Genomic DNA, 20,753 nt, shown 5'->3' on the forward strand with positions numbered 1-20,753 from the left:
GTGCTACTCTCTCCGGCATTGCAGAAATTACGCTGGAGAGCGCCCTGGTATTTCCTCCCAAAAACATGTGGCCAATGTTGGCAAAGTTGCGGCAGCCTTTTTCACGGCGGTGTTCCCCGGGAATATCTCGCAATACAGAAATCATCGCAGCGCATTTGGATTAGATACCGATGCAAAACGTTTTGGACGCTTGTTTTTTCAACCGGTGCTGGTTTACTGGGCATTGAAGGGTACAGGCAACCTGGATAAATAATATAATTAAACATCGCAACTGGTTAATTTTACGTTTATAGGCTACAAACACACTACAACACTCAATTATGGAAAAATTTGCATTATTAGCCCGCGTAGAAGCAAAACCTGGTAAGGAAGCCGATGTATTTGCTTTTTTAAAAAGCGCTTTGCCTTTGGCAGAAGCAGAACCGGGCACCGTAAGGTGGTACGCCCTGCAACTGGGCCCATCAACGTTTGGGATATTTGACACCTTTGAAACAGAAGAAGGCCGCCAGGCGCACCTGGATGGTAAAATAGCCGAAGCATTAATGGCAAACGCAGCCGAGCTTTTAGCCAAAGACCCTATTATTGAAAAGGTGGATCTGCTGGCAATAAAATAACATCTCACCCTAATATTATTAAAGCCTTCCTGCTCCACGGGGAGGCTTTAGCATTTGAAATACTTAAATCTTCACCATTTTTTAGAATTTTAAAGCTCGATATTTGACTTGTTATTATGAAGGTCCCTTACCAATATTTAAGCAGACAGGCCGAGATCACAGAGTTGTTTCTAAAGGTGCTTAACGAGCATATAGACGATTTTATGGCCGGCCGTGTAGAGGAGATGTTTCATATAAAGGACATCGCAAGTATTATGTGCCTGCATCCGGTTCATGTAAGTAGCGTTATAAAACTGCATACCGGCTTAGCCCCTTGCCACTTTTACGAACAGCGCATTTTTAAAGAGGCCAAACAATTACTGGCCCAGCAGCACCTGTCTATAAACGATATTGCTAATCGCTTAACTTACGACCCATCAAACTTCACCAAGTTTTTCAAGGAGTTTTCCGGGATAACACCATCGGCATACCGTAAATGGCTTTTGGAAGAAAATAGCAAACCCTATTTGCACCTGGTTGCTTAACAGATAAAACTTAAATCATCACCAGAGATAGGCTGCCCGTCTAACCGACCTTTGTTTCAACAAAACGAAACAAGATGACAGCACAAACTGAAACACCGGAATTAGTAAAGGCCTTAACACAACAAGAGCGCAAAGCCATTGAGATATTTTACGGCGCATGGAAAACCAAACAGCCCAACCTGATTGACATGGTTTGCACGCCCGACTGGAAAGACATACCGCTTGGCCCCGGCCAGGAAGATGGCCCGCAAGGGTTAAAGGATATTATCACCTACTTTACCTCTGTACTGCCGGATGTAGAGATCGTCATCCACGAAATATTTGGCACACATGAACGCGCCGGAGTAAGGGCATCCATCGTATTTACACACAATAACGATATACTGGGCATCCCCGCAACCAATAAAAAAGCAAGCATCGCCCTGCACGAATTCCATTATCTTAAAAACGGAAAACTAACCCATACATGGCACCTCGAAGATTGGTTTAGCCTGCTGATGCAAAGCGAAGCATGGCCGGTAAAAGGGCTTGATAAAAATAAATAACATAATAAAGCCTCTCAAAATAATTTGAGAGGCTTTATTATGTTCCGCTGTTAATATTCATTCAACGATATCTAACGCTTTTGGCTTGTCGGTAACCTTTTTCCAGATAGTGAACCCGCCATAGCAAAACATACACCCTATAAAGATATAAACCCAAAAAGGAATATTACGGCCTGCAATAATAATGTAAATGTAGGGGATGCTAAAAAAGGTGCCGGCCAATAGTATCAATAACGTGATTGGTTTTTTGGCGCGGATATTTCTTACTAAAAACCCAAGGCATGTAAAAAGCGACACTTTACAAGCCACGTAAATACACCCCAGTAACAAGGGGTCAACTTCGTGCTTATCGCCAAGGTCAACAATCCAGTCTTTTAGTAACGTTAAGTAGTCCGCCATTAATTGCAAGGTATGAATTACTTAACGGTATTTTGTAAAATTTAGCGCAGGTTATTTTTGTAGGTTTTGCTTTCTTTTAGTGGTTAGGTATTTACGCACGGGCGTATCGTAAAATACCATTACCAGGTAAGCAAAAGCTACTAATACTATCATCCCAACAATAATTATTACCGCAAGTTGACCAGCTGCCGGCTTATTAGCTGCGTAGTAATTACCAAACGCCCATATAGCAGCGTAATGCGTCATATATAGAGGATATGAGATACTGCCGGAGAACTGGCAAAGCTTTTTTAACCCCGGTTTTAATATGGCGCCTGCGCCCAATGCAACCAACAATGGGAAATAAAACAATACCACCAGAGGCTCGGTAAGCCAAACCCATTTATTAAAAGGCATCACAAAGGCAAGCAATAACAATGCGGCCAGCCCTGTAAAGCCCAGTTTGCTTTTGACGATCCACTTACTGCGGTAAACCAACAGGCCAGCTAAAAACGAATAACTTATGCGCGCGCTGCCATCCCAAAAAGTCCCACCGCTCCAGCCGCCTATAACATTGCCAGATCTGTAGGCGATGTAGCAAATGCCCAACGCGGCAATCGCTGTTAGGACCGGCAACCATTTGCGCCCTACCCTGAAAAGGATGACCGCGTAAAAAACATTGGCCACATATTCCCAAAACAGCGACCAGGCCGGCGCATTAAAACTGAACAGGTTAAAGGCCCGCTCCTGCATTACGGGGTACGGAATAAGCAAGATTGAACTTAAGAATATCAGCGCGATTTTACCCGCACTGTATCCGTTTGGGAACGCCACAAACGGATCAAACAAAAAGGCGAGCAACCCTAATATCGATCCTAAAATAACCAGTGGGTGCAGGCGGATGATCCTCGATTTAAAAAACTCGATAATGCCCATTTTGCTTAACCTATCGTCATAAGCATAGCCGATCACAAAACCCGAAAGGCAAAAAAAGAAATCGACCGCTAGAAAACCGTGGGCAATAAAATTTTTGTCGGGCGCGTAAACCATCTCCATAAAATGGAAACACACAACAGATAATGCGGCTACGCCACGCAGGCCATCCAATATATCAAAGTGTTGCCTGGTTTTTAATATTTCGGCACTTGGGTTTTCCATAGGTTACATTTCTGCTCGTCCAAAAATATAATTTTAACCTGCCAAATACTACTGCACACAAAATAAGCTAATTTTAAAGTTATGAATTTGCAGGCGCTACAGAAACAGGTAAAAACGAATTGGCTCAATGGCCTGTTCATCGCTTTTTTGTTACTTGTGCTTTTTTTACCGTCGGTAAAAGGGTTATTTATTAGGGGGCTCATGAAAGTGGGGTTCTTTCAACCGGATATTACAGAAACCGTATACGCAGGCGCCCCCGTAACTTTACCGTCAGTAACTTTTGAAGGCCCCGATGGTAAATTTTTAAACCTGCAGCAGCAAAAGGGCAAAGTAGTTTTTATAAACTTTTGGGCTACCTGGTGCCCGCCCTGCGTTGCCGAAATGCCATCAATAAATGAACTCTACGGAAAGCTGAAGAACAACAAAAATATTGTTTTTATTATGGTTGATGCCGATGGCAATTTTGCCAGATCAGAACTGTTTATGCGTAAACGCGATTACGCTATGCCATTGTACAGAATTAACGGTAATTTCCCTGAAAGTTTATTTAAGGGTACACTCCCTACTACCGTCATATTTGATAAGGAGGGCAAAATGGTGTTCAGCCACGAAGGCAGCGCCGATTATGGCGGCAGTAAAGTTTCTGACTATTTAAAGCAACTGGCTAATAATTAGAACGCTTCGTTTAACCCGAGGAAGAAACCACGCGCGCCATAATTACCCCAGGCATAATCTAAACACAGGTTGGTACGCGTTGCCTTATTGAATAGTACACGCAACCCTCCACCGTATCCCGCCTGCCATTTTTCGAACAGCTTGGTACCTAACTCATCGTTTGCAGTTTGTACGTTAACAAATGCCACGCCACTTAAAAAATTATTGTTGGTGATTGGAAAACGGTACTCAGCTTCCGAGTAATCGTATTGGGTGCCTTTAAAATAACCTGTTGTATAACCACGACCGCTCCGGAAAGCACCGTCTTTGGCTGTACCCGGAAGATCAAGATATGGCAGGGCACCGCTTATTAAGTAAGATCCCCAGTTCCAGAATGCGATAACATGCTCGGGGCGACTTTCTGACAGGCTAATGTATTTCCTGAAATCGGCAGTAAACTGAACCGCGTTTTTAGAGCTCCCCATCCAAGATTGGTTTATCCTGAAACCGGCATCAACGTATATACCTTTGTAAGCACGGTTTTGGTTATCGCGGGTGGTGTACTGTATGTTAAACAATAATCCGCTGGATGTATAATGATCGTTATTAAATCCGTAACGTTCGTTGTAAATAGAGTATGGCGTAGGCACTTCGGGTGTACTTACGTCGGTAATTTTCCTTCTTAGGTCAAATGAAACACCGGCCCCAACAAACAACCCTTTATCTATTTCCTTATAAGCCTTTTCGCGGAAACTATAAAACTGCGAGTGGATAGCATATCCCTTACGGTCCGGGTCGGTAAGGATCTTATCGTTCACGCTACCTGTAGCGCCGTTGCCAATGCCGATACCAAAATCAGGCGTAACGGTTTTAGCGGCTACGAGGTTACCCTGAAAGTTCCAGCGGTTACCGGGTGTAAATATGTTGTGGTTGATGTAAAAATAGATGATGTTTTTTGTGGTGATAGATGCCGAAGTAGCCGCTACCGACATAAAAGTACCCGGCTCGTTGCCCAGTACCCTGCCTGCCACCGCCTTTATCCCTATTTGCGACCCTATACTTGGGTTTGATGCAATATTAGGAATAATAGTAATGCCCGATGGTTTCTTTTTAACGGAATCCAGCTTCCTTTTAGGATGAAAAATATCACTGAACAGGTCACCAATATCATATTGTTTAGCCAAATCCGCAGCTTCTTTGCGCATCCTTACCGTATCCGGCGCGGCAACCGTTGCCTTGGCTGTATCCGTAGCGATCTTCACTTGGCTATATGCTGAATTTCCGGTCGCTATAAAAAACAACAACAAATAAACTGCGCTTAAATAGCCGCTATATTTCGGCGTAAAATATTGTATGGTGCTCTTATTCAAACTAATAGGTTGTGTTAAATTAATCAACAAATAAACTGCAAAATAATGCAAGAGTTTTATAAAGATTAAGTTATGACCTTAGTATGATTTAAGGCAAAGTTATACATCTGACAGCTCCACCCATACGGGACCATGGTCGCTGGTTTTTTCCCAGCCTCGTACTTGCCTGTCAACACCTGCGGACAGCAAGCGCTTATCTAAATCCGGACTAAGCAAAAAATGGTCGATCCGTAAACCGGCGTCGCGCCCATAGGCATTGCGGAAATAATCCCAAAAGGTGTAAATTACCTTATCGGGGTTAAGTTTACGGATAGCATCCGTCCACCCCTGGTTAACAAGATTTTTATATGCTTCGCGCGTCTCGGGGCGAAAAAGTGCGTCCTCTACCCAACGCTCTGCTTTGTATGCATCCAGTTCGGTAGGTATCGCGTTATAGTCGCCTGTTAGAACCACAGGTTTGCCGGAGGCTAACAAGCCCGCGGCATGTTCCGTAAAACGTTCGAACCAGCGTAGTTTATAATCATATTTTGGACCGGGTGCCGGGTTACCATTTGGCAAATACAGGCAGCCTATGGTAATGCCCTTTACCACAGCTTCAATATAACGGCTGTGGGTATCGTCCGGGTCGCCGGGCAGGCCGCGTTGCGTTTCCCGGATCTCGGCATTACGTGCTAAAATAGCCACACCGTTCCAGCTTTTTTGGCCGTGCCATATAGCATTATATCCAACCTCTTTTATTGCATCCAACGGAAATTTTTCATCTGGCGCCTTCAATTCCTGCAGGCAGGCAACATCGGGTGTGGTTTCGTCAAGCCACCGCAGCAAAACCGGCAGGCGTCCGTTAACTCCATTTACGTTGTAGGTTGCTATCTTCATAAGTCAATAGTTTTTACCGATGTATTTATATCGCCTATAGCAAATTTCTATTTAAAAGCTTTGGCTATCGCTTCGTCAGTTACCTTAGCCATAATTTTATATCCGGCTACGTTTGGGTGCACACCATCAAGGGTAAGGTCGGCGCGGGTGCCTTGCTTATCATCTACCAGTGGGCTGTAATAATCCAATAATATCAATTTGTTTTGAGTCGCATACTCTGTTATAGCCTTATTAAGGCTTATGATTTTTTCTGCAGCAGGGAACCCTTTACGCCATGGATATTCATTGATTGGTACGTAAGCACAAAGTATAGGGGTGATCTTATGGATCCGGCATAGCTCTACCATCGATCTCACATCATCCAAAATGCGCTGGTTGGTTACATGCCCTGTTGTGCTTGCAATATCATTGCTCCCGGCCAGTATAATTACCGCATGGGGCTTTAGTGCAATTACATCTTGCTGAAACCTAAGCAATAGTTGTGGCGCTATCTGCCCACCTATCCCCCTGTCAATATAGTTTTTATGTGCTTCAAAATATTCGGGCACGCGCGTTTTCCAAAATTCGAAAATCGAACTCCCCAAAAAAACCACGCACTTTTCGCCCGCTGCCGGGGTTGGCAATGTTTTATTCTCAACTTCGTAATGGCGCAGGTCGGCCCAGTCGTCGCTGTAATCGCTTTTTACAATTACGGCCATGTTTTTTGCAGAATCGGCTTTTTCCTGAGCAAGCGCAGGGGCAGTTAACAACAGCAGCGTCAGTAGGTATATTAATTTCATGTTTAGTTTTTATAGCTGATGAGCATCAAATTTACACTGTAATAATATACAGCTGCAACTTTTGTAAAGTAAATAAATTGCCGTAAAATTTAAACGGCACATTATAAACATGTTAGCTATAATTTAAATATTTCCCTAAAAACGCGTTAAACCAATACCGTGAGGTACCGTCATAAGGCCGATTTTAAATCAAATAACAAACCTTAAAACAATTTTATGTACAAAAAACTCCTGCTGGTATGCGTATCAGTTATTGCCATCCAAACCGCTAAAGCACAAACACAAAAAGGCAGCCAAATGTTGGGTGCCAGTTTTGGCGTATCTACTTCAAGCGACGATTCCAGATCGTTTGACCCAAATACCAACGCTTACGGCGATAATTTTCATTCAAAAAAAACATCCTACAACTTTTACCCCAACTACAGCTATTTTATTGCAGACAACCTTGATCTCGGTATCACAGTTGGTTATGGGCGATCGAAACAAGAAAATGAAAACGCTTTAAATTCATTTAGCGTACAAAAATCGCATGGATTTGGTGCCGGGGTATATTTAAGAAAATACGTTTTGTATGATAATAAAATCGGTATAAGAACCGGCCCATATTTAAATTATCTATACGGAGCGCAAGATGCTTCTTACGACACCAGTCCTTCGTATAATGATTATAGCTACAAAATCTACTCAGGCGGCGTTAGCTTAGATTTTGTTTACTTCCCCGTAAAAAAATTAGGACTTGCAGCTGGGCTCGGCAATTTAAGTTATGTACATCAAACAAACGATGGATCTATAAAAGGCACTTATAACGCTTTCAATTTAAGTTTCGCAAACGCCTTATCGCTCTCTGTCAATTACGTTTTCTAAAACCCTAGCTATACCTTATAATATATGCTCAAAAGCCTATGCAGCAATGCGTAGGCTTATCAAAAGAGCGACAAGAGCAAAATCTTTTTTATTTCACAGCACAAAGCAACCAGATGTGCCCTCCTGCCGTATTAAGCTATAACAACCCCTACAAATAACAATATGAAACAATCGATCTTAAAATTTAGCGCAATTGCAATGGTGGCAAGCGTTGCCCTGGTATCGTGTACAAAAGACAACTCAAACACCAGCACGGCATCAAGCGCGGATGTTGCATTTGCACTTAGTGCCGATAATGCTTCCTCAACGGTGAATACGACATCCACAGGTGGGTTGCAAACTAACGCATCAGTCGCCACAAACGCCAGTATCAAATGGACATCGGCTATTGCCAACATCAGCCGTTTTAAACTGGAAGCCAAAAAGAATAACCGGGAAATAGAGATCACCACAAAAAACATCAACAATCTCGATCTGCTGGCTATTGACCCGGTAACTATTACCGCTAAAATTGATACCGGTACTTATAAACAAATTGAAGTAAAGGTGCTTTTGGTAAAATCGGCAGGTGCTGATATTCCGCTTACGGTTAAAGGCACATTTACTACAACCGGTGGTGTCGCCGTACCAATCGAATTTGATTACAACGACAACGCCATACTTAAAGCTGAAGTTGAAAATGTTACCATCGATGCAACTACCAACGTAACTGCCAAGCTTGCCTTCCACCTTAATAAATTGCTTACCGCAATCCCTTCTGCAACTATTGACGCGGCAACCCGTACCAATGGCGCAATTGTTATCAGCAGTACAAGTAACACGGCTATTTACAATAGGGTAATTATCAACGTACTTTTAGCGTTTGAAGCCCGCGGCTTTGAACACCATAAAAGATAAGATACTAAGAGATTAATTTTTATGCCGATACGAGGCCGCTTTTATAAAGCGGCCTTTTTGTTGCATTTAGCCTAAGCAAATAAATTTATTTTGCTTTATTTTATACCGTAGATGAGCGAAGCATTATCACCAAAAAAATTCCTAAAACTAACGGGCTACCAATGGACATGCGTGCTATATATAGCCGTAGCTATTTTTTGCTGGCAGCTAAAGTATTTCAGGCATATAGATAATAATTACCTCATCTTCCGCACCTCATACTTTCACTTTCGAGACCATGTAAATCTTTATTTGCTATACCCAAAAGAGTATTATGACGTGTACATCTACGGTCCGGCGTTTACATTGCTCATAGCGCCCATGTCGCTGATGCCCGAAAGCTGGGGCTTCTTTTTTTGGGAGGTTGGCAATGCCGCTATGTTTTTGTGGGCCATCAACACCCTGCCGTTTAACAATCGCACCAAAACCGCTATCCTTTTACTGTGCGCCATCGAGTTTGCAAACTCCAGCCATTACATGCAGTTTAACCCCGCTATTGCTGCTATAATCATACTTAGTTTTACTTTTATAAGGCGAAAGAAAGATGAATATAGCACGCTTTTTACCGTTTTTGGTACGCTGATGAAAATCTATCCTATTGTTGGTTTAGCGTTTTTTGTATTCTCTAAAAACAAGGTAAAATATATCATCTGGTCGTTTATATGGTTGGTCGTTTTCTTCTGCCTGCCGGCGATAATTTCAGGGCCGGGTTTTCTGATTCAAAGTTACAGGGATTGGTTTGCCGCACTATCATCCAAAAACCTCACCAACCAAGACCTTACCACCGGTTTCGACTGGTGTATTATGGGTGTAACCCGCAGATTGTTCCAGGATAGCAGCATCCCTAACTGGCCATTCTTATTGGGTGGTGCGGCTGTTTTTGGTGCCGCTTTATTGAGGTTTAAGCAATATGCCTCGCTCAAATTTCAGCTACAGGTAATGTGTTCCATGTTGTTAATGGTTGTTATATTCAGCACCGCGTCAGAACACCCTACCTTTATTATTGCTACCTCGGGTGCCGTTATATACATGATGATGCAGGAGAAACCCTTTAGCCGTTTCAACATTATCATGCTGGTTTTACTGCTCGTGATAACCGGCCTTGGCCCGTCTGACGCTTTCCCTAAGCCTGCGCGGCATTGGATGCAGCTTTACGCCATTAAAGCGTATATACCCATCATTATCTGGTTTAAAATAGCCTGGGAATTGCTTTTTAAAGATTTTACTAACGATAAGCTGCCCACCGAAACCAAAGAGACTATTACTTAACAGTTGCCCATGTTTTATACATTCGGCTCAAATCCGGTTAAGATGTTTGAGAAATTACACATGATCAATTTATTTTTTTGTTTGAGTATATTAACTAGCTTGCAATACAATTACTTGAGTTTTTTTAGACCGATTAGCATATGCCGCAAAGAGAACGTTTAAAAGTTGGAGAAGGTCAGATAAGTGGGTATATATCCATTTTCTTATCGGTGTTGGCGCTTTTGGGCATCTTTTGTTTCCGATACCCGGAGCGACTAACCACACCGGAGTTTAGAGAAATTTACACTAAAGAAAGCATGCAAATTTTAATGGCGGCCGGTATCATAGCAGCGTTCTTTTTTGCATTAATTAGCATCCTGCTTAGTAAAAAACTCACACTTGCTTTTATAGGATCGGGTATCGCTGGGGTGGCTATATTACTTGGCGCCTTTACAGTACAAGGCCGGGGCGTTGAAAAAGTTAGCTGGCATTTCGGGTTAGACTGGATGTTGCTCGACCTGCTTTTAATGACCGTGATTTTTATACCCCTGGAGTTGTTTTTCCCCAAAAACAAACTTCAAACCAAGTTTCACGAAGAGTGGCGTACCGATTTGATTTACTTTATTATCAGTCATTTATTTATTCAATTTTTTGGCATTGTTACCCAAAAGCCTGCAATATTGTTTTTCGGATGGATGGGTTTGGATAAAATGCATTTGTGGGTGCAAAGCCTTCCTTTTATTGTCGCTTTATTTATTGCTTTTTTCACTACAGATCTATTTCAATATTGGGCACACCGTTTTTTCCATACGCGGGTTTATTTATGGCGTTTCCACTCCATCCATCATTCTACACAAAATATGGATTGGCTGGCCGGCAGCCGCACTCATTTTATGGATATATTTTTCACCAGGGCAATGACGTTTATTCCCTTGTATGTGCTGGGCTTTTCAACAACTGTTTTTAATGTTTATATTATTTTTATAGCCATACATGCGGTACTTATACACGCCAATACCCGTGTTAATTTTGGCTTCATCAAGTATATTTTCACTACCCCTCAATACCATCATTGGCATCATTGCGAGGACCCAAAGTATTACGGGCATAATTTCGCTTCCATTTTTCCATTGATCGATATAATCTTTGGCACTTATTATTTGCCGGGCAACGAATGGCCCGCAGGCACCGGTGTACACGAGGGGAATTATCCTAAAGGCTTTTTAAAGCAATCTGTTTATCCGTTTACTAAAAGCCCATTCAATACCGATTTAAATATGGAAGAGCAAAGTGACAGGTAAGCTAAGTTTACTTTCGCATATACTTATCTATTACCTTGGCGAAATACAGTTGTTAATGTTGGTTAAACTGCCTTCAAATGCTACGATGGTGTAAGTGGTGGCATACAGATGCTATCGCTTAGACATGCCGCTTTATAAATTTCTTTTCCTTCCAAACAAATACTTATTACACCTGCAAACACTTGCATTAAATTGCTTGTTCTGTAATCTACCTGCAGAAACAAACGCATTAAGCATTTACTTTTATTCAAAAAATTAAAGCTATTATTATAAAATAATATAAATCTTGCATTATTTGTGCGATTATTTTTATAATTTACCAAAGAATAGTTAATTATAGCTGTTAAATAGATTTAAATAAACCGTTTTAAATAACAAATTAATTTTTTAGGACATTAAAGGGGATATTTTATGTACAAGTCGCAACACTTTGAAAAATACAATTTAATAAACGGCGTATGGGACGAAATGTACAACGAAAACAGCATTGTTCGCGACCATTATCAAAAAGTAATTGAGTATTTGGCTAAAGAATCGCCGGATGATCTGAATAAAAAAGAAGAACTGGCTAAACGCCTGTTTATGACGCAGGGAATTACCTTCACCGTTTACAATAGCGGCGAGGGCATCGAAAAGATATTTCCGTTTGATATTATTCCCCGAGTTATTACTTCTGATGAATGGGCCTTTGTAGAAAAAGGCATTAAACAAAGGCTTACAGCGCTAAACCTTTTCCTGAAAGATATTTACCACAACCAATTCATTGTAAAAGACGGCATTGTACCGATAGATATCGTGTACTCATGCCCGCATTTTTTGCGTGAAATGTATCAGCTGGATGTGCCATATGATGTATATGTACACATAGCCGGTATCGATCTGATCCGCGACCATGATGGAACTTTTTATGTACTGGAAGATAACCTTCGCACCCCATCTGGTGTAAGTTACATGTTGGAGAACCGCGAGATAACCAAACGCCTGTTCCCCGACCTGTTACCAAATTGTAGTGTGCGGAGTGTAACGGAATATCCATCTATTCTATACAAAAATCTACTTTCCCTTTCACCAAGGCAGATAAGCAACCCAACTATAGTGTTGCTTAGTCCGGGGATATATAATTCGGCTTACTTTGAACATACCACACTTGCCCGTTTAATGGGTGTGGAATTGGTAGAAGGGCGCGACCTGGTAGTGAACAACCACAAGGTTTATATGAAAACCACAACCGGCCTGCAACAGGTTGATGTAATCTACCGCCGTGTGGACGACGACTTTTTAGACCCGTTGGTATTTAACCCAAACAGCGTTTTAGGCGTGGCCGGGCTAATGGGAGCCTATCGTAAAGGTAACGTAGCTATAGTAAATGCAATAGGTAATGGCGTGGCCGATGATAAAGCGACGTACATTTATGTACCCGACATGATCAAGTATTACTTGAACGAAGAGCCAATACTGAAGAACGTGCCAACGCACCGCCTGTCTGACCCGGACGAGCGCGACTTTGTTTTCAAGAACATTAATACAATGGTTGTAAAAAAGACCAACGAAAGCGGCGGTTACGGGATGTTAATGGGCCATGCATCAAGCGAGGAAGAGATAGAAAAATACAAACTGGAGATCCTGAAAGACCCGCGCAATTTTATCGCGCAGCCAACCATTAGTCTGTCGGCAGCGCCGTGTTATATTGGCGGTGTTTTGCAACCAAGGCGCATCGATTTAAGGCCTTATGCGCTTTGCGGCCCCGATGGCATCGAGATTGTACCCGGCGGATTGACCCGCGTGGCCTTAACAGAAGGCTCATTGGTGGTGAACAGTTCGCAAGGCGGCGGCAGCAAGGATACGTGGGTTTTGAGTTAGAAAGAATTGAAAATAAATGTCGAATACTGAATTTTGAATAGTGAATATTGAAGTGCTTCGATGTTCGGCGTTCAAAATTCGATGTTCATTATTATAACGACAAATGTTAAGTAGGGTAGCAGCAAGTTTTTATTGGTTAAGCAGATATATTGAGCGTAGCGACGGAATTTTAAGAATGTTAAAGACCAACTATGCCTCGTCGCAGGATTCGGTTGCAGGCTTTACCTGGGAACCGGTGATCCACATTTTTTCGGGGTCGGACGAAGAACTGATAGCCAAGTTGAATAACGACAGCCGGGCGGTTTTAAAATTCATGGTGATAGATAAGGATAACCCGAACTCTATCGTGAACCTGGTAACGCTTGCCCGCGAAAACGCCCGCAGTGTACAGGAACACATCCCAAAAGACCTTTGGCAATGCCTTAACGAGTATTACCATACCGCCAAAGAACCCCGCATTTTAGCAGGCCTTAAAAAGGACGACCCAATAGGTGTTTTGGATGTGCTGATCAAAGAGGTTATGCTGTATTATGGAACCGCGGAAATCACCATGGAACGCGGCCAGGCGCGCAGCTTTATGAACATTGGTAAATACCTGGAGCGCGCGATCCAGTCGATAGATATCCTTGATGTAAAGTTTGGGCCGATAAACAACAACCCCGACCTGCTCCTTGATATCACCTACTGGAAACACCTGTTGTTATCAATAGGAGGCTACGAGCTTTACCAAAAAACCTACCGCGACGGATTAGAAGCACATAACGTAATTGAGCAGGTGATCTTGAATAACGATTTCCCGCGCTCTGTTATCTATTCGGTAAATAATATCCAGCGGTATTTTGACAGGCTGAAGAACAACAGCAATGTGAACGATTACCGCGAGATCTCATTTCAAATAGGAAAGCTGCAAAGCAATATCAAATATAGCTCGGTTAAAAGTATTAGCCAGGTGGGCCTGCACGAGTACCTAACCAGCCTGCGCGAGGACCTTTACCGCATTGGCAACTCGCTTAACGAGTATTACTTTGCAAACTCTTAATCTCAATTTGAAAATGTGCTGATTTGAAATTTGAAAATGAAGGGACAAGCATTTTCAAATCGTCAAATCGTCAAATTAAACATTATATCATGCCCGAATTTAAAATACAACATGTCACCAAATACGCTTACGATGGTTTTGTGCGCGATAGCGCCAACAAAATTATCCTATACCCTATTGTTGATATTTACCAGGAAGTTTTAAAGCACGATTTGAACATCAGCGGGCACCCGCAGGTAGATACTTATATTGATTATTACGGTAACGAAGTAGGCAGTTTTACTTACACCGAACCGCATAACCTGATGGTGATCAATTCGCAATTATCCATCATCACACACCCGCGCCCTTTGCCATTAGATAATATTTTTTCATCCGAGCAATGGAACGATCTGTTTAACCTGCGTCACGTAGTGCCTTATATCGATTTCCTGAAACAGGAATATTTTGAGGGATTGAGCGAACTGCGCCCGGTGGTAGAATCTGAACGTAAAGTGGAAGACACCCCTTACCATACGGCGTTAAAATTCTGCAGCTATATTTACAAGAACTTCGAATATATAAAAGGTGTAACCACCGTTGAAACCACGCTTGATGAGATCTGGAAGATCCGCGCCGGCGTTTGCCAGGATTTTGCCCATTTGTTGATGGTGATGCTGCGATTGGTTAGTATCCCGGCCCGATATGTTAGCGGTTACATCTGCCCAAATAAAGATGGCATGCGCGGCGAAGGCGCGACCCATGCCTGGGCCGAGGCTTACCTGCCCGGATACGGATGGCTTGGCATCGACCCTACTAATAACTGCGTGGCTAACGAAAATCATGTGCGTTTAGCGGTGGGACGTAACTTCTCTGATTGTTCGCCGGTTAAGGGCGTTTATAAAGGAGCGGCAGGCCACAGGCTGGAAGTATCGGTTTCTGTTGGATATGAAGACGGGCAGGTTCACGAAGAAAAAGATATATTTACCGTATCGAATGATCACCCAAAAGCTTCTACTACAGCATCGCGCAATAGCTATGCGAAGTATATGGAGATGATTCAACAACAACAACAACAGCAATAATACTGAGGCAAGATACAAGAGCCAAGAGTCAAGACAAGAGAATAATTTGTCTTGACTCTTGATTCTTATATCTTGGTTCTTTTTCAAAAAATCATGACTTACTGTTTAGGAATTAAAGTTAAAGAAGGCTTAATTGCCCTTGCCGATACCCGCATTACATCGGGTACCGAAACTACCGTTAAAAAGAAACTGACCACCGTACAAAAAGACGGCGGCAGCATGTTCATCATGACCAGCGGGCTGCGATCTGTACGTGACAAAGCCGTTGTGTATTTTAACGAACTGGTAGAAACCCAAAGCTTTGATAAACTTTACCAGGCCGTGAACGCCTTTGGCGAGCAGGTACGCCGCGTTGGTGAAGAAGACCGCATAACATTGGAGAAGGCCGGCTTTAAATTCGACCTCAACACCATTATTGGCGGGCAGTTAAAAGGCGATACCGAGCACAAACTTTTCCTGCTATATCCCGAAGGGAACTGGGTAGAACTTGGGCAGGGCGCACCGTTTGTTGCTATTGGCAACTCGGGCCATGGCAAGGCTATTTTAAATCGTACTATTGACGAAGATTCTGGCATGCATTTGGCATTGAAGGCTGCGTTCCTCTCGTTCGATTCTACAAGGGTGAGCAGTAACAATGTCGATTTCCCGATCGATGTTGCACTTTATAAGAAAGATACTTTTACGTTGGTTGAGCAGCGATATACTCAAAAAGACATGGCCAGTATTTCGGCACAATGGGATGATGAGTTGAAAGCGGCATTACAGCATATATCGGGAGATTGGATGGAAAAAGCGTTTGCAAAATTACCTGTGTCAAAAGATGAAGTTTAAAGTTTCGGCAGAGTTAGGATACGAAGTTAAGGCACCCAGCACACTTATATTAAACGTACACGCGCTGCGTACAGCGCACCAAACTATACTATACGAAAAGCTCAGCATAGATCCTTATATAAAGGCCGAAGAGTTACCATCAACTAATGGCGAAAACCGCTTTGTGAGATTGGACATCCCCGAAACCGGGCACGTAAACATTAAGTACGAAGCCACGGTTGATAATTACTACGAAATAAAAGATTATCATAATTTCCTGGAGATCCCGGTAAGTCAGTTTCACCCTTTGGTTTTAACTTATTTAAACCCAAGCAGGTATTGCCAATCAGACAAGTTGTACCGTTTAGCAAACAACACGTTTGGGCATATCGACAACACCTATCAGCAGGTGGTTGCTGTTACCGAGTGGATCCATAAAAATGTAGAGTACCTGAGTGGATTTAGTAATTCTGAAACCTCGGCCTACGATACCGTTACCCAGCAAGCGGGTGTTTGCCGAGATTTTGCGCATTTAGGTATTGCCCTTTGCCGTGCATTAACGATCCCTGCCCGCTACTTTACAGGGTATGCTTATAAGCTTGTCCCTGCAGATTTCCACGCTTGTTTTGAGGCTTACATTGGCGGCGAGTGGATCCTGTTTGATGCTACTAAACTTGCCCCGCTTAACGGACTTGTAAAAATAGCCACCGGCCGCGACGCTGCCGATGCCGCCATTGCAAGCATATTTGGCGATGTATTTTGCACCAACGTAAAAGCCGATTGCCAGATGCTTAATGATGAACCTTTTGAGCCAATTTACTACACAAAATCCGTGTTTGACGGTGTGACGTATTTGTAAAAAAGAGTATCCATTAACGTTAATTTCTTAACTAATAATAACTTACAGACATTAGGAAATTATGATTTGATAGATTATGAGATTAATTCGTCGTGTTTCCAGATATTTAAGTTCTAATGCTAATTTCATCAGCATTATGAGCATCCTCGCATTCATTATCTCAATCATTACAATGTATTATCAATTTTTCAATGTTAGTCATGAAATGATTTATACTTTTTTAACTCCTTCAGTTAATGAGAAAATAATTATTCCAATGATTTATAAAAACGAGGGGAATCAGAATGAGATGCTACTCGAAGCGAATATTGAACTGGAGGTTATTCCAAACGATACAACAAAACCATACTTTAAAAGAATAGGCGATGAAAACATTAAATCATTCCCTATAGTTGTTGCTCCAGGACAATATAAGTCGATAAACCTTATAGGCGAATACAAGGATTATTCTAATGGGATGATGGAATACAAACCCTCTGGCCCGAAATATAGAGCAATTACAAAATTTGATTCTTTACAGGTATTCGTTACTACCAAATTTATCACAGATGATGGTATTGCTGAAACTCGCCGTTTAGTGGGACAAGTGAGCTTTTTAAACGACATGACTTTTGACAGGTTTGAATATAAGCCAATCAAACTCTTAAAATTAGAGGGCAAGGATAAAGGAGAAATGATTAGTGGAATAGTAGCCAATATGAATTACAGTGACCATTTCAAGATGTCGGATACATTAACGCCCGATCAAATTGAGCATGTGAAATTCATGATGCATCAAGTTACTGACACGACAATCAAGAAGGCACTAATTCGTTTGCTTGAAAAAAATCATGCTGAAATTAAATAGAATCACTTTCTATAGACGCAGACTTTCTCATTCTATAGATAACCATCCTGCCACATTTTACATCAATCTTTTGGCTTACGGTTAATAGGGTTATCTTTGCTGCGCGATGTCAGAAAAAAAAGTAAGAGTCCGTTTTGCGCCAAGCCCTACAGGTGGTTTACACCTTGGTGGTGTGCGTACCGTTTTGTTTAATTACTTATTTGCCAAAAAACACAAAGGCGATTTTGTGCTCCGTATCGAAGATACCGACCAAACCCGCTACGTAGATGGTGCCGAGCAATACATTTTAGACTGCCTTAAATGGTGCGGCATTACGCCGGACGAAAGCCCGGTTGTGGGCGGCCAGTACGCCCCGTACCGCCAAAGCGAACGCAAACCCATTTACCGCGAATACGCCGAAAAACTTGTGGCACACGGCCACGCCTATTATGCTTTTGATACCGCCGACGAGTTAAACGAAAAACGTAAGGATGTTCCAAACTTCCAATACGGCCTTTCTACCCGCAACGGCATGCGCAATTCGCTTAACCTGCCTTTGCAGGAAACCGAGAAACTTTTACATGATGGCACCCCACATGTTATCCGCATAAAAATGCCGGAGGATGATACCATCAATTTTAACGATATGATCCGCGGCCATGTTAGTTTTGAAACTAACCAGGTTGACGATAAAGTACTTTTAAAAGCCGACGGGATGCCAACTTACCACTTAGCCGTGGTGGTTGATGATTACCTGATGAAAATAACCCATGCTTTCCGTGGCGAAGAGTGGTTGCCATCTGCACCGGTACACATCCTGCTTTGGGAGTATCTGGGCTGGAAAGCCGAGATGCCGCAATGGGCGCACTTACCGCTGATATTAAAACCAGACGGCCACGGCAAACTAAGCAAACGCGATGGAGCACGCCTTGGTTTCCCGGTATATGCCATGAACTGGCTGGATAACAAAACAGGCGAACTAACCCCGGGTTTCCGCGAGTTAGGTTTCCTTCCCGAAGCATTTTTGAACCTGCTGGCTATGCTTGGCTGGAACGATGGCACCGACCAGGAGATCTTTACGCTTGACGAAATGATAGAGAAATTCTCTATAGACCGAATCAGCAAAGCGGGTGCAAAATTCGATTTTGAAAAAGCCAAATGGTACAATGCCGAGTGGATAAAACGCACCCCTGCCGAAACCTTGAAGATTAAAGTTTGGGAAATATTAAAGGCTAAAGGCATCATTATAAAAGATGAGGCATACCTGTTGAAGGTGATTGATGTGGTTAAAGAGCGTTGCGTTTTGCTGCCCGATTTTTACCAGCAGTCTGCATACTTTTTCCAACAGCCTGCAGAGTATGACCTGAACGCCGTTAAACCAAAATGGACGGATGCCAAAACAGATTTCTTTACCGCGTTCATCGCCATATTAAGCAGCCCCGACACATTTGACGCCCACGAACTGGAAGCTAAATTCAAAGCCCTTGCCGAAGAAAAAGGCTTAAAGGCCGGCGATGTAATGCTGCCGTTCCGCATTATGCTGGTAGGCGGCAAATTTGGGCCTCACGTCTTCGACATAGCCAAACTACTTGGCGAAAGCGAAACCATTATCCGGATAGAAAAAGCGATAGAAGCTTTTACAGCATAAGGTTAAAGAATCACATTAAAGGGAAAGGCGCATTGATTACGCCTTTCCCTTTAAAAAATGTCTTTGCGAGCGATAGGGTGGCAATCTCGTCGTTCGCATATCGAACTCGACGAGATTGCCACGTCGCTATGCCCCTCAACGACATAGTGAATAATTTACAACTCCTTTCGCATCACATAATCATTCATCCAGTAAGGTCCAATGGGGATGTCCTCTTCCAGTATCACCGTGAAACCCATTTTTTCGTAAAAGCTTTTGGCATTGTTATAACGGTTTACGTTGAGGTCTAAAGTGTGCTTGCCTGCTTCTATAGTTTTATCGGCAACGGCATTTATCAATATCTTACCGTAGCCTTTGCCCTGGGTAACGGGTAGGCAGTAAAGCTTGTGAAGTTTGTAGATCCCGGCATCTTCCTCGCGTGGCGAGTAGCCGGCGAAGGCTACAGATTGCCCATCCTCTAAAAGCAACAAAAACGTTTGCTGATTTTCTGCTATCTGTTTGGTTATTTTTTCTACTGAATATAATTCCGCCAACATGTAGGCAACCTGCTCTTTGCCAAGCAAAGGCTCATAGGTTGGCCACCAGGTTTGTTCGGCTATCTGTATAATGGCACCCACATCGGCAACCGTTGCTTCTCTTATCAAATACATAGGCAATGGTTAGTGGTTTTCTTCAGGGTCTACCGTGTACGATGCCGTGCTTTGGCCTACCCCGAAGTATTCTTCCAGTTCAGTCAAGGTTGACGAGCTTGTGGCGATATCTTTGATAACCACACCTTTTTCCATCAGCAAAATGCGGTCGCACACGTCGGTTACATGGTTCAAATCATGGCTGGATACAATGGTGGTAACCCCATGGTTTTTGTTCTGGTCTTTAAGGATGTTCTTTAACCTGAACTGCGTGCTTGGGTCAATATTGGCAAAAGGCTCATCCAGCATCAATAACTCCGGCTGTTGCAGCAGGCATGCACCTACGCCAACTTTACACTGGTTACCTTTAGACAGGTCGCGGATGTATTTGCCCTTTTTGATGATCTCGCCGTTAAAAAACTCTGACAGACCCACAAGCTTTTCATCAACCTGTGCTTTGTTCTGGTTGTGTAGCCCGCCTATAAAATAAAGGTATTCCTCGGGGGTAAGGTAATCTATCAGGAAACCTTCATCAAGGTAGGCTGCCGTGTAGTTCTTCCATGTTTCGCCTCCGGCAACTTTTTCGCCTTTTAATACCACCTCGCCTTTATCAGCACGGATCAGATCTAATATCATGCGGAACAAAGTGGTTTTTCCGGCACCGTTATTACCCACAAGGCCGATGCTTTCGCCCTTGTTTATTTGCAGATATGGCACATTTACTACAGTTACACCGTTGTAAACTTTTTTAAGGTCTTTTATCTCTATCAT

Annotated in this window: 23 protein-coding genes; 16 read left to right on the forward strand and 7 right to left on the reverse strand. The window is 42.8% G+C overall.

Annotation, left to right across the window (positions count from 1 at the left end; genetic code table 11):
* The first annotated feature begins 67 nt into the window (after positions 1-67).
* The 4 genes from ABIB39_RS01295 (at position 68) to ABIB39_RS01310 (ending at position 1,683) form a co-directional block, all read left to right on the forward strand.
* Positions 68-253 carry a DoxX family protein gene (locus ABIB39_RS01295; protein ID WP_354426787.1) on the forward strand — a complete coding sequence of 62 codons (186 nt, stop codon included), beginning with the start codon at positions 68-70 and terminating at the stop codon, positions 251-253.
* A 67-nt stretch (positions 254-320) separates the two neighbouring features.
* Complete coding sequence (locus tag ABIB39_RS01300) at positions 321-614, forward strand: putative quinol monooxygenase (protein ID WP_354426788.1); 294 nt, start codon at positions 321-323, stop codon at positions 612-614.
* A gap of 116 nt (positions 615-730) precedes the next feature.
* A complete protein-coding gene (locus tag ABIB39_RS01305) occupies positions 731-1,138 on the forward strand; it encodes a helix-turn-helix domain-containing protein (protein ID WP_354426789.1) in 408 nt (135 codons plus the stop codon).
* Positions 1,139-1,212: 74 nt separating this feature from the next.
* Positions 1,213-1,683: an ester cyclase gene (locus tag ABIB39_RS01310; RefSeq protein ID WP_354426790.1), complete on the forward strand. Its 471-nt coding sequence runs from the start codon at positions 1,213-1,215 to the stop codon at positions 1,681-1,683.
* Positions 1,684-1,740: 57 nt separating this feature from the next.
* Here the strand turns inward: ABIB39_RS01310 and ABIB39_RS01315 are convergent, their stop codons facing one another.
* Positions 1,741-2,082, reverse strand: coding sequence for a hypothetical protein (locus ABIB39_RS01315; protein WP_354426791.1), 342 nt, complete (start codon positions 2,080-2,082; stop codon positions 1,741-1,743).
* A 51-nt stretch (positions 2,083-2,133) separates the two neighbouring features.
* A complete protein-coding gene (locus tag ABIB39_RS01320) occupies positions 2,134-3,219 on the reverse strand; it encodes an acyltransferase family protein (RefSeq protein ID WP_354426792.1) in 1,086 nt (361 codons plus the stop codon).
* Between the two features lie 81 nt (positions 3,220-3,300).
* Here ABIB39_RS01320 and ABIB39_RS01325 point away from each other — a divergent pair, with 81 nt between their 5' ends.
* Positions 3,301-3,894 (forward strand): TlpA family protein disulfide reductase, encoded by a 594-nt coding sequence (locus tag ABIB39_RS01325; RefSeq protein ID WP_354426793.1) that lies wholly within the window; start codon positions 3,301-3,303, stop codon positions 3,892-3,894.
* Here the strand turns inward: ABIB39_RS01325 and ABIB39_RS01330 are convergent.
* The 3 genes from ABIB39_RS01330 to ABIB39_RS01340 all read right to left on the reverse strand — a co-directional run bounded on the left by ABIB39_RS01330 (position 3,891) and on the right by ABIB39_RS01340 (position 6,898).
* Positions 3,891-5,135: a BamA/TamA family outer membrane protein gene (locus ABIB39_RS01330; protein WP_354426794.1), complete on the reverse strand. Its 1,245-nt coding sequence runs from the start codon at positions 5,133-5,135 to the stop codon at positions 3,891-3,893. The genes ABIB39_RS01325 and ABIB39_RS01330 overlap by 4 nt on opposite strands.
* 207 nt (positions 5,136-5,342) lie before the next feature.
* Entirely contained in the window at positions 5,343-6,119 is a 777-nt protein-coding gene (gene xth, locus ABIB39_RS01335) for an exodeoxyribonuclease III (RefSeq protein WP_354426795.1), read from the reverse strand.
* Positions 6,120-6,166: 47 nt separating this feature from the next.
* Positions 6,167-6,898, reverse strand: a complete 732-nt coding sequence (locus ABIB39_RS01340) for a GDSL-type esterase/lipase family protein (protein WP_354426796.1) — start codon at positions 6,896-6,898, stop codon at positions 6,167-6,169.
* Positions 6,899-7,114: 216 nt separating this feature from the next.
* Here ABIB39_RS01340 and ABIB39_RS01345 point away from each other — a divergent pair, with 216 nt between their 5' ends.
* From ABIB39_RS01345 to gltX, 11 genes are all read left to right on the forward strand, one after another.
* Positions 7,115-7,762, forward strand: a complete 648-nt coding sequence (locus tag ABIB39_RS01345; protein WP_354426797.1) for a hypothetical protein — start codon at positions 7,115-7,117, stop codon at positions 7,760-7,762.
* A 162-nt stretch (positions 7,763-7,924) separates the two neighbouring features.
* Positions 7,925-8,659: a hypothetical protein gene (locus ABIB39_RS01350; protein WP_354426799.1), complete on the forward strand. Its 735-nt coding sequence runs from the start codon at positions 7,925-7,927 to the stop codon at positions 8,657-8,659.
* A gap of 111 nt (positions 8,660-8,770) precedes the next feature.
* The gene (locus ABIB39_RS01355) at positions 8,771-9,967 is read left to right on the forward strand and encodes a glycosyltransferase family 87 protein (protein WP_354426800.1); all 1,197 of its coding nucleotides are present in this window, start codon (positions 8,771-8,773) and stop codon (positions 9,965-9,967) included.
* Between the two features lie 140 nt (positions 9,968-10,107).
* On the forward strand, positions 10,108-11,247 hold the full coding sequence (locus ABIB39_RS01360; RefSeq protein WP_354426801.1) for a sterol desaturase family protein: 1,140 nt from the start codon (positions 10,108-10,110) through the stop codon (positions 11,245-11,247).
* 411 nt (positions 11,248-11,658) lie between these two features.
* Entirely contained in the window at positions 11,659-13,107 is a 1,449-nt protein-coding gene (locus tag ABIB39_RS01365) for a circularly permuted type 2 ATP-grasp protein (RefSeq protein ID WP_354426802.1), read from the forward strand.
* Between the two features lie 103 nt (positions 13,108-13,210).
* The gene (locus ABIB39_RS01370) at positions 13,211-14,146 is read left to right on the forward strand and encodes an alpha-E domain-containing protein (protein WP_354426803.1); all 936 of its coding nucleotides are present in this window, start codon (positions 13,211-13,213) and stop codon (positions 14,144-14,146) included.
* An 89-nt stretch (positions 14,147-14,235) separates the two neighbouring features.
* Positions 14,236-15,210 carry a transglutaminase family protein gene (locus tag ABIB39_RS01375; protein WP_354426804.1) on the forward strand — a complete coding sequence of 325 codons (975 nt, stop codon included), beginning with the start codon at positions 14,236-14,238 and terminating at the stop codon, positions 15,208-15,210.
* A 93-nt stretch (positions 15,211-15,303) separates the two neighbouring features.
* Complete coding sequence (locus ABIB39_RS01380; RefSeq protein ID WP_354426805.1) at positions 15,304-16,041, forward strand: proteasome-type protease; 738 nt, start codon at positions 15,304-15,306, stop codon at positions 16,039-16,041.
* The gene (locus ABIB39_RS01385; RefSeq protein WP_354426806.1) at positions 16,031-16,879 is read left to right on the forward strand and encodes a transglutaminase-like domain-containing protein; all 849 of its coding nucleotides are present in this window, start codon (positions 16,031-16,033) and stop codon (positions 16,877-16,879) included. The genes ABIB39_RS01380 and ABIB39_RS01385 overlap by 11 nt, the downstream gene beginning before the upstream one ends.
* 136 nt (positions 16,880-17,015) lie before the next feature.
* Entirely contained in the window at positions 17,016-17,726 is a 711-nt protein-coding gene (locus ABIB39_RS01390; RefSeq protein WP_354426807.1) for a hypothetical protein, read from the forward strand.
* Positions 17,727-17,832: 106 nt separating this feature from the next.
* Positions 17,833-19,353 (forward strand): glutamate--tRNA ligase, encoded by a 1,521-nt coding sequence (gene gltX / locus ABIB39_RS01395; protein WP_354426808.1) that lies wholly within the window; start codon positions 17,833-17,835, stop codon positions 19,351-19,353.
* 155 nt (positions 19,354-19,508) lie between these two features.
* Here gltX and ABIB39_RS01400 read toward each other — a convergent pair whose 3' ends face one another.
* The gene (locus ABIB39_RS01400) at positions 19,509-20,003 is read right to left on the reverse strand and encodes a GNAT family N-acetyltransferase (protein WP_354426809.1); all 495 of its coding nucleotides are present in this window, start codon (positions 20,001-20,003) and stop codon (positions 19,509-19,511) included.
* 9 nt (positions 20,004-20,012) lie between these two features.
* The gene (locus ABIB39_RS01405; protein WP_354426810.1) at positions 20,013-20,753 is read right to left on the reverse strand and encodes an ABC transporter ATP-binding protein; all 741 of its coding nucleotides are present in this window, start codon (positions 20,751-20,753) and stop codon (positions 20,013-20,015) included.

Source organism: Mucilaginibacter sp. UYP27, assembly GCF_040547175.1.
Classification (GTDB): Bacteria; Bacteroidota; Bacteroidia; order Sphingobacteriales; family Sphingobacteriaceae; genus Mucilaginibacter.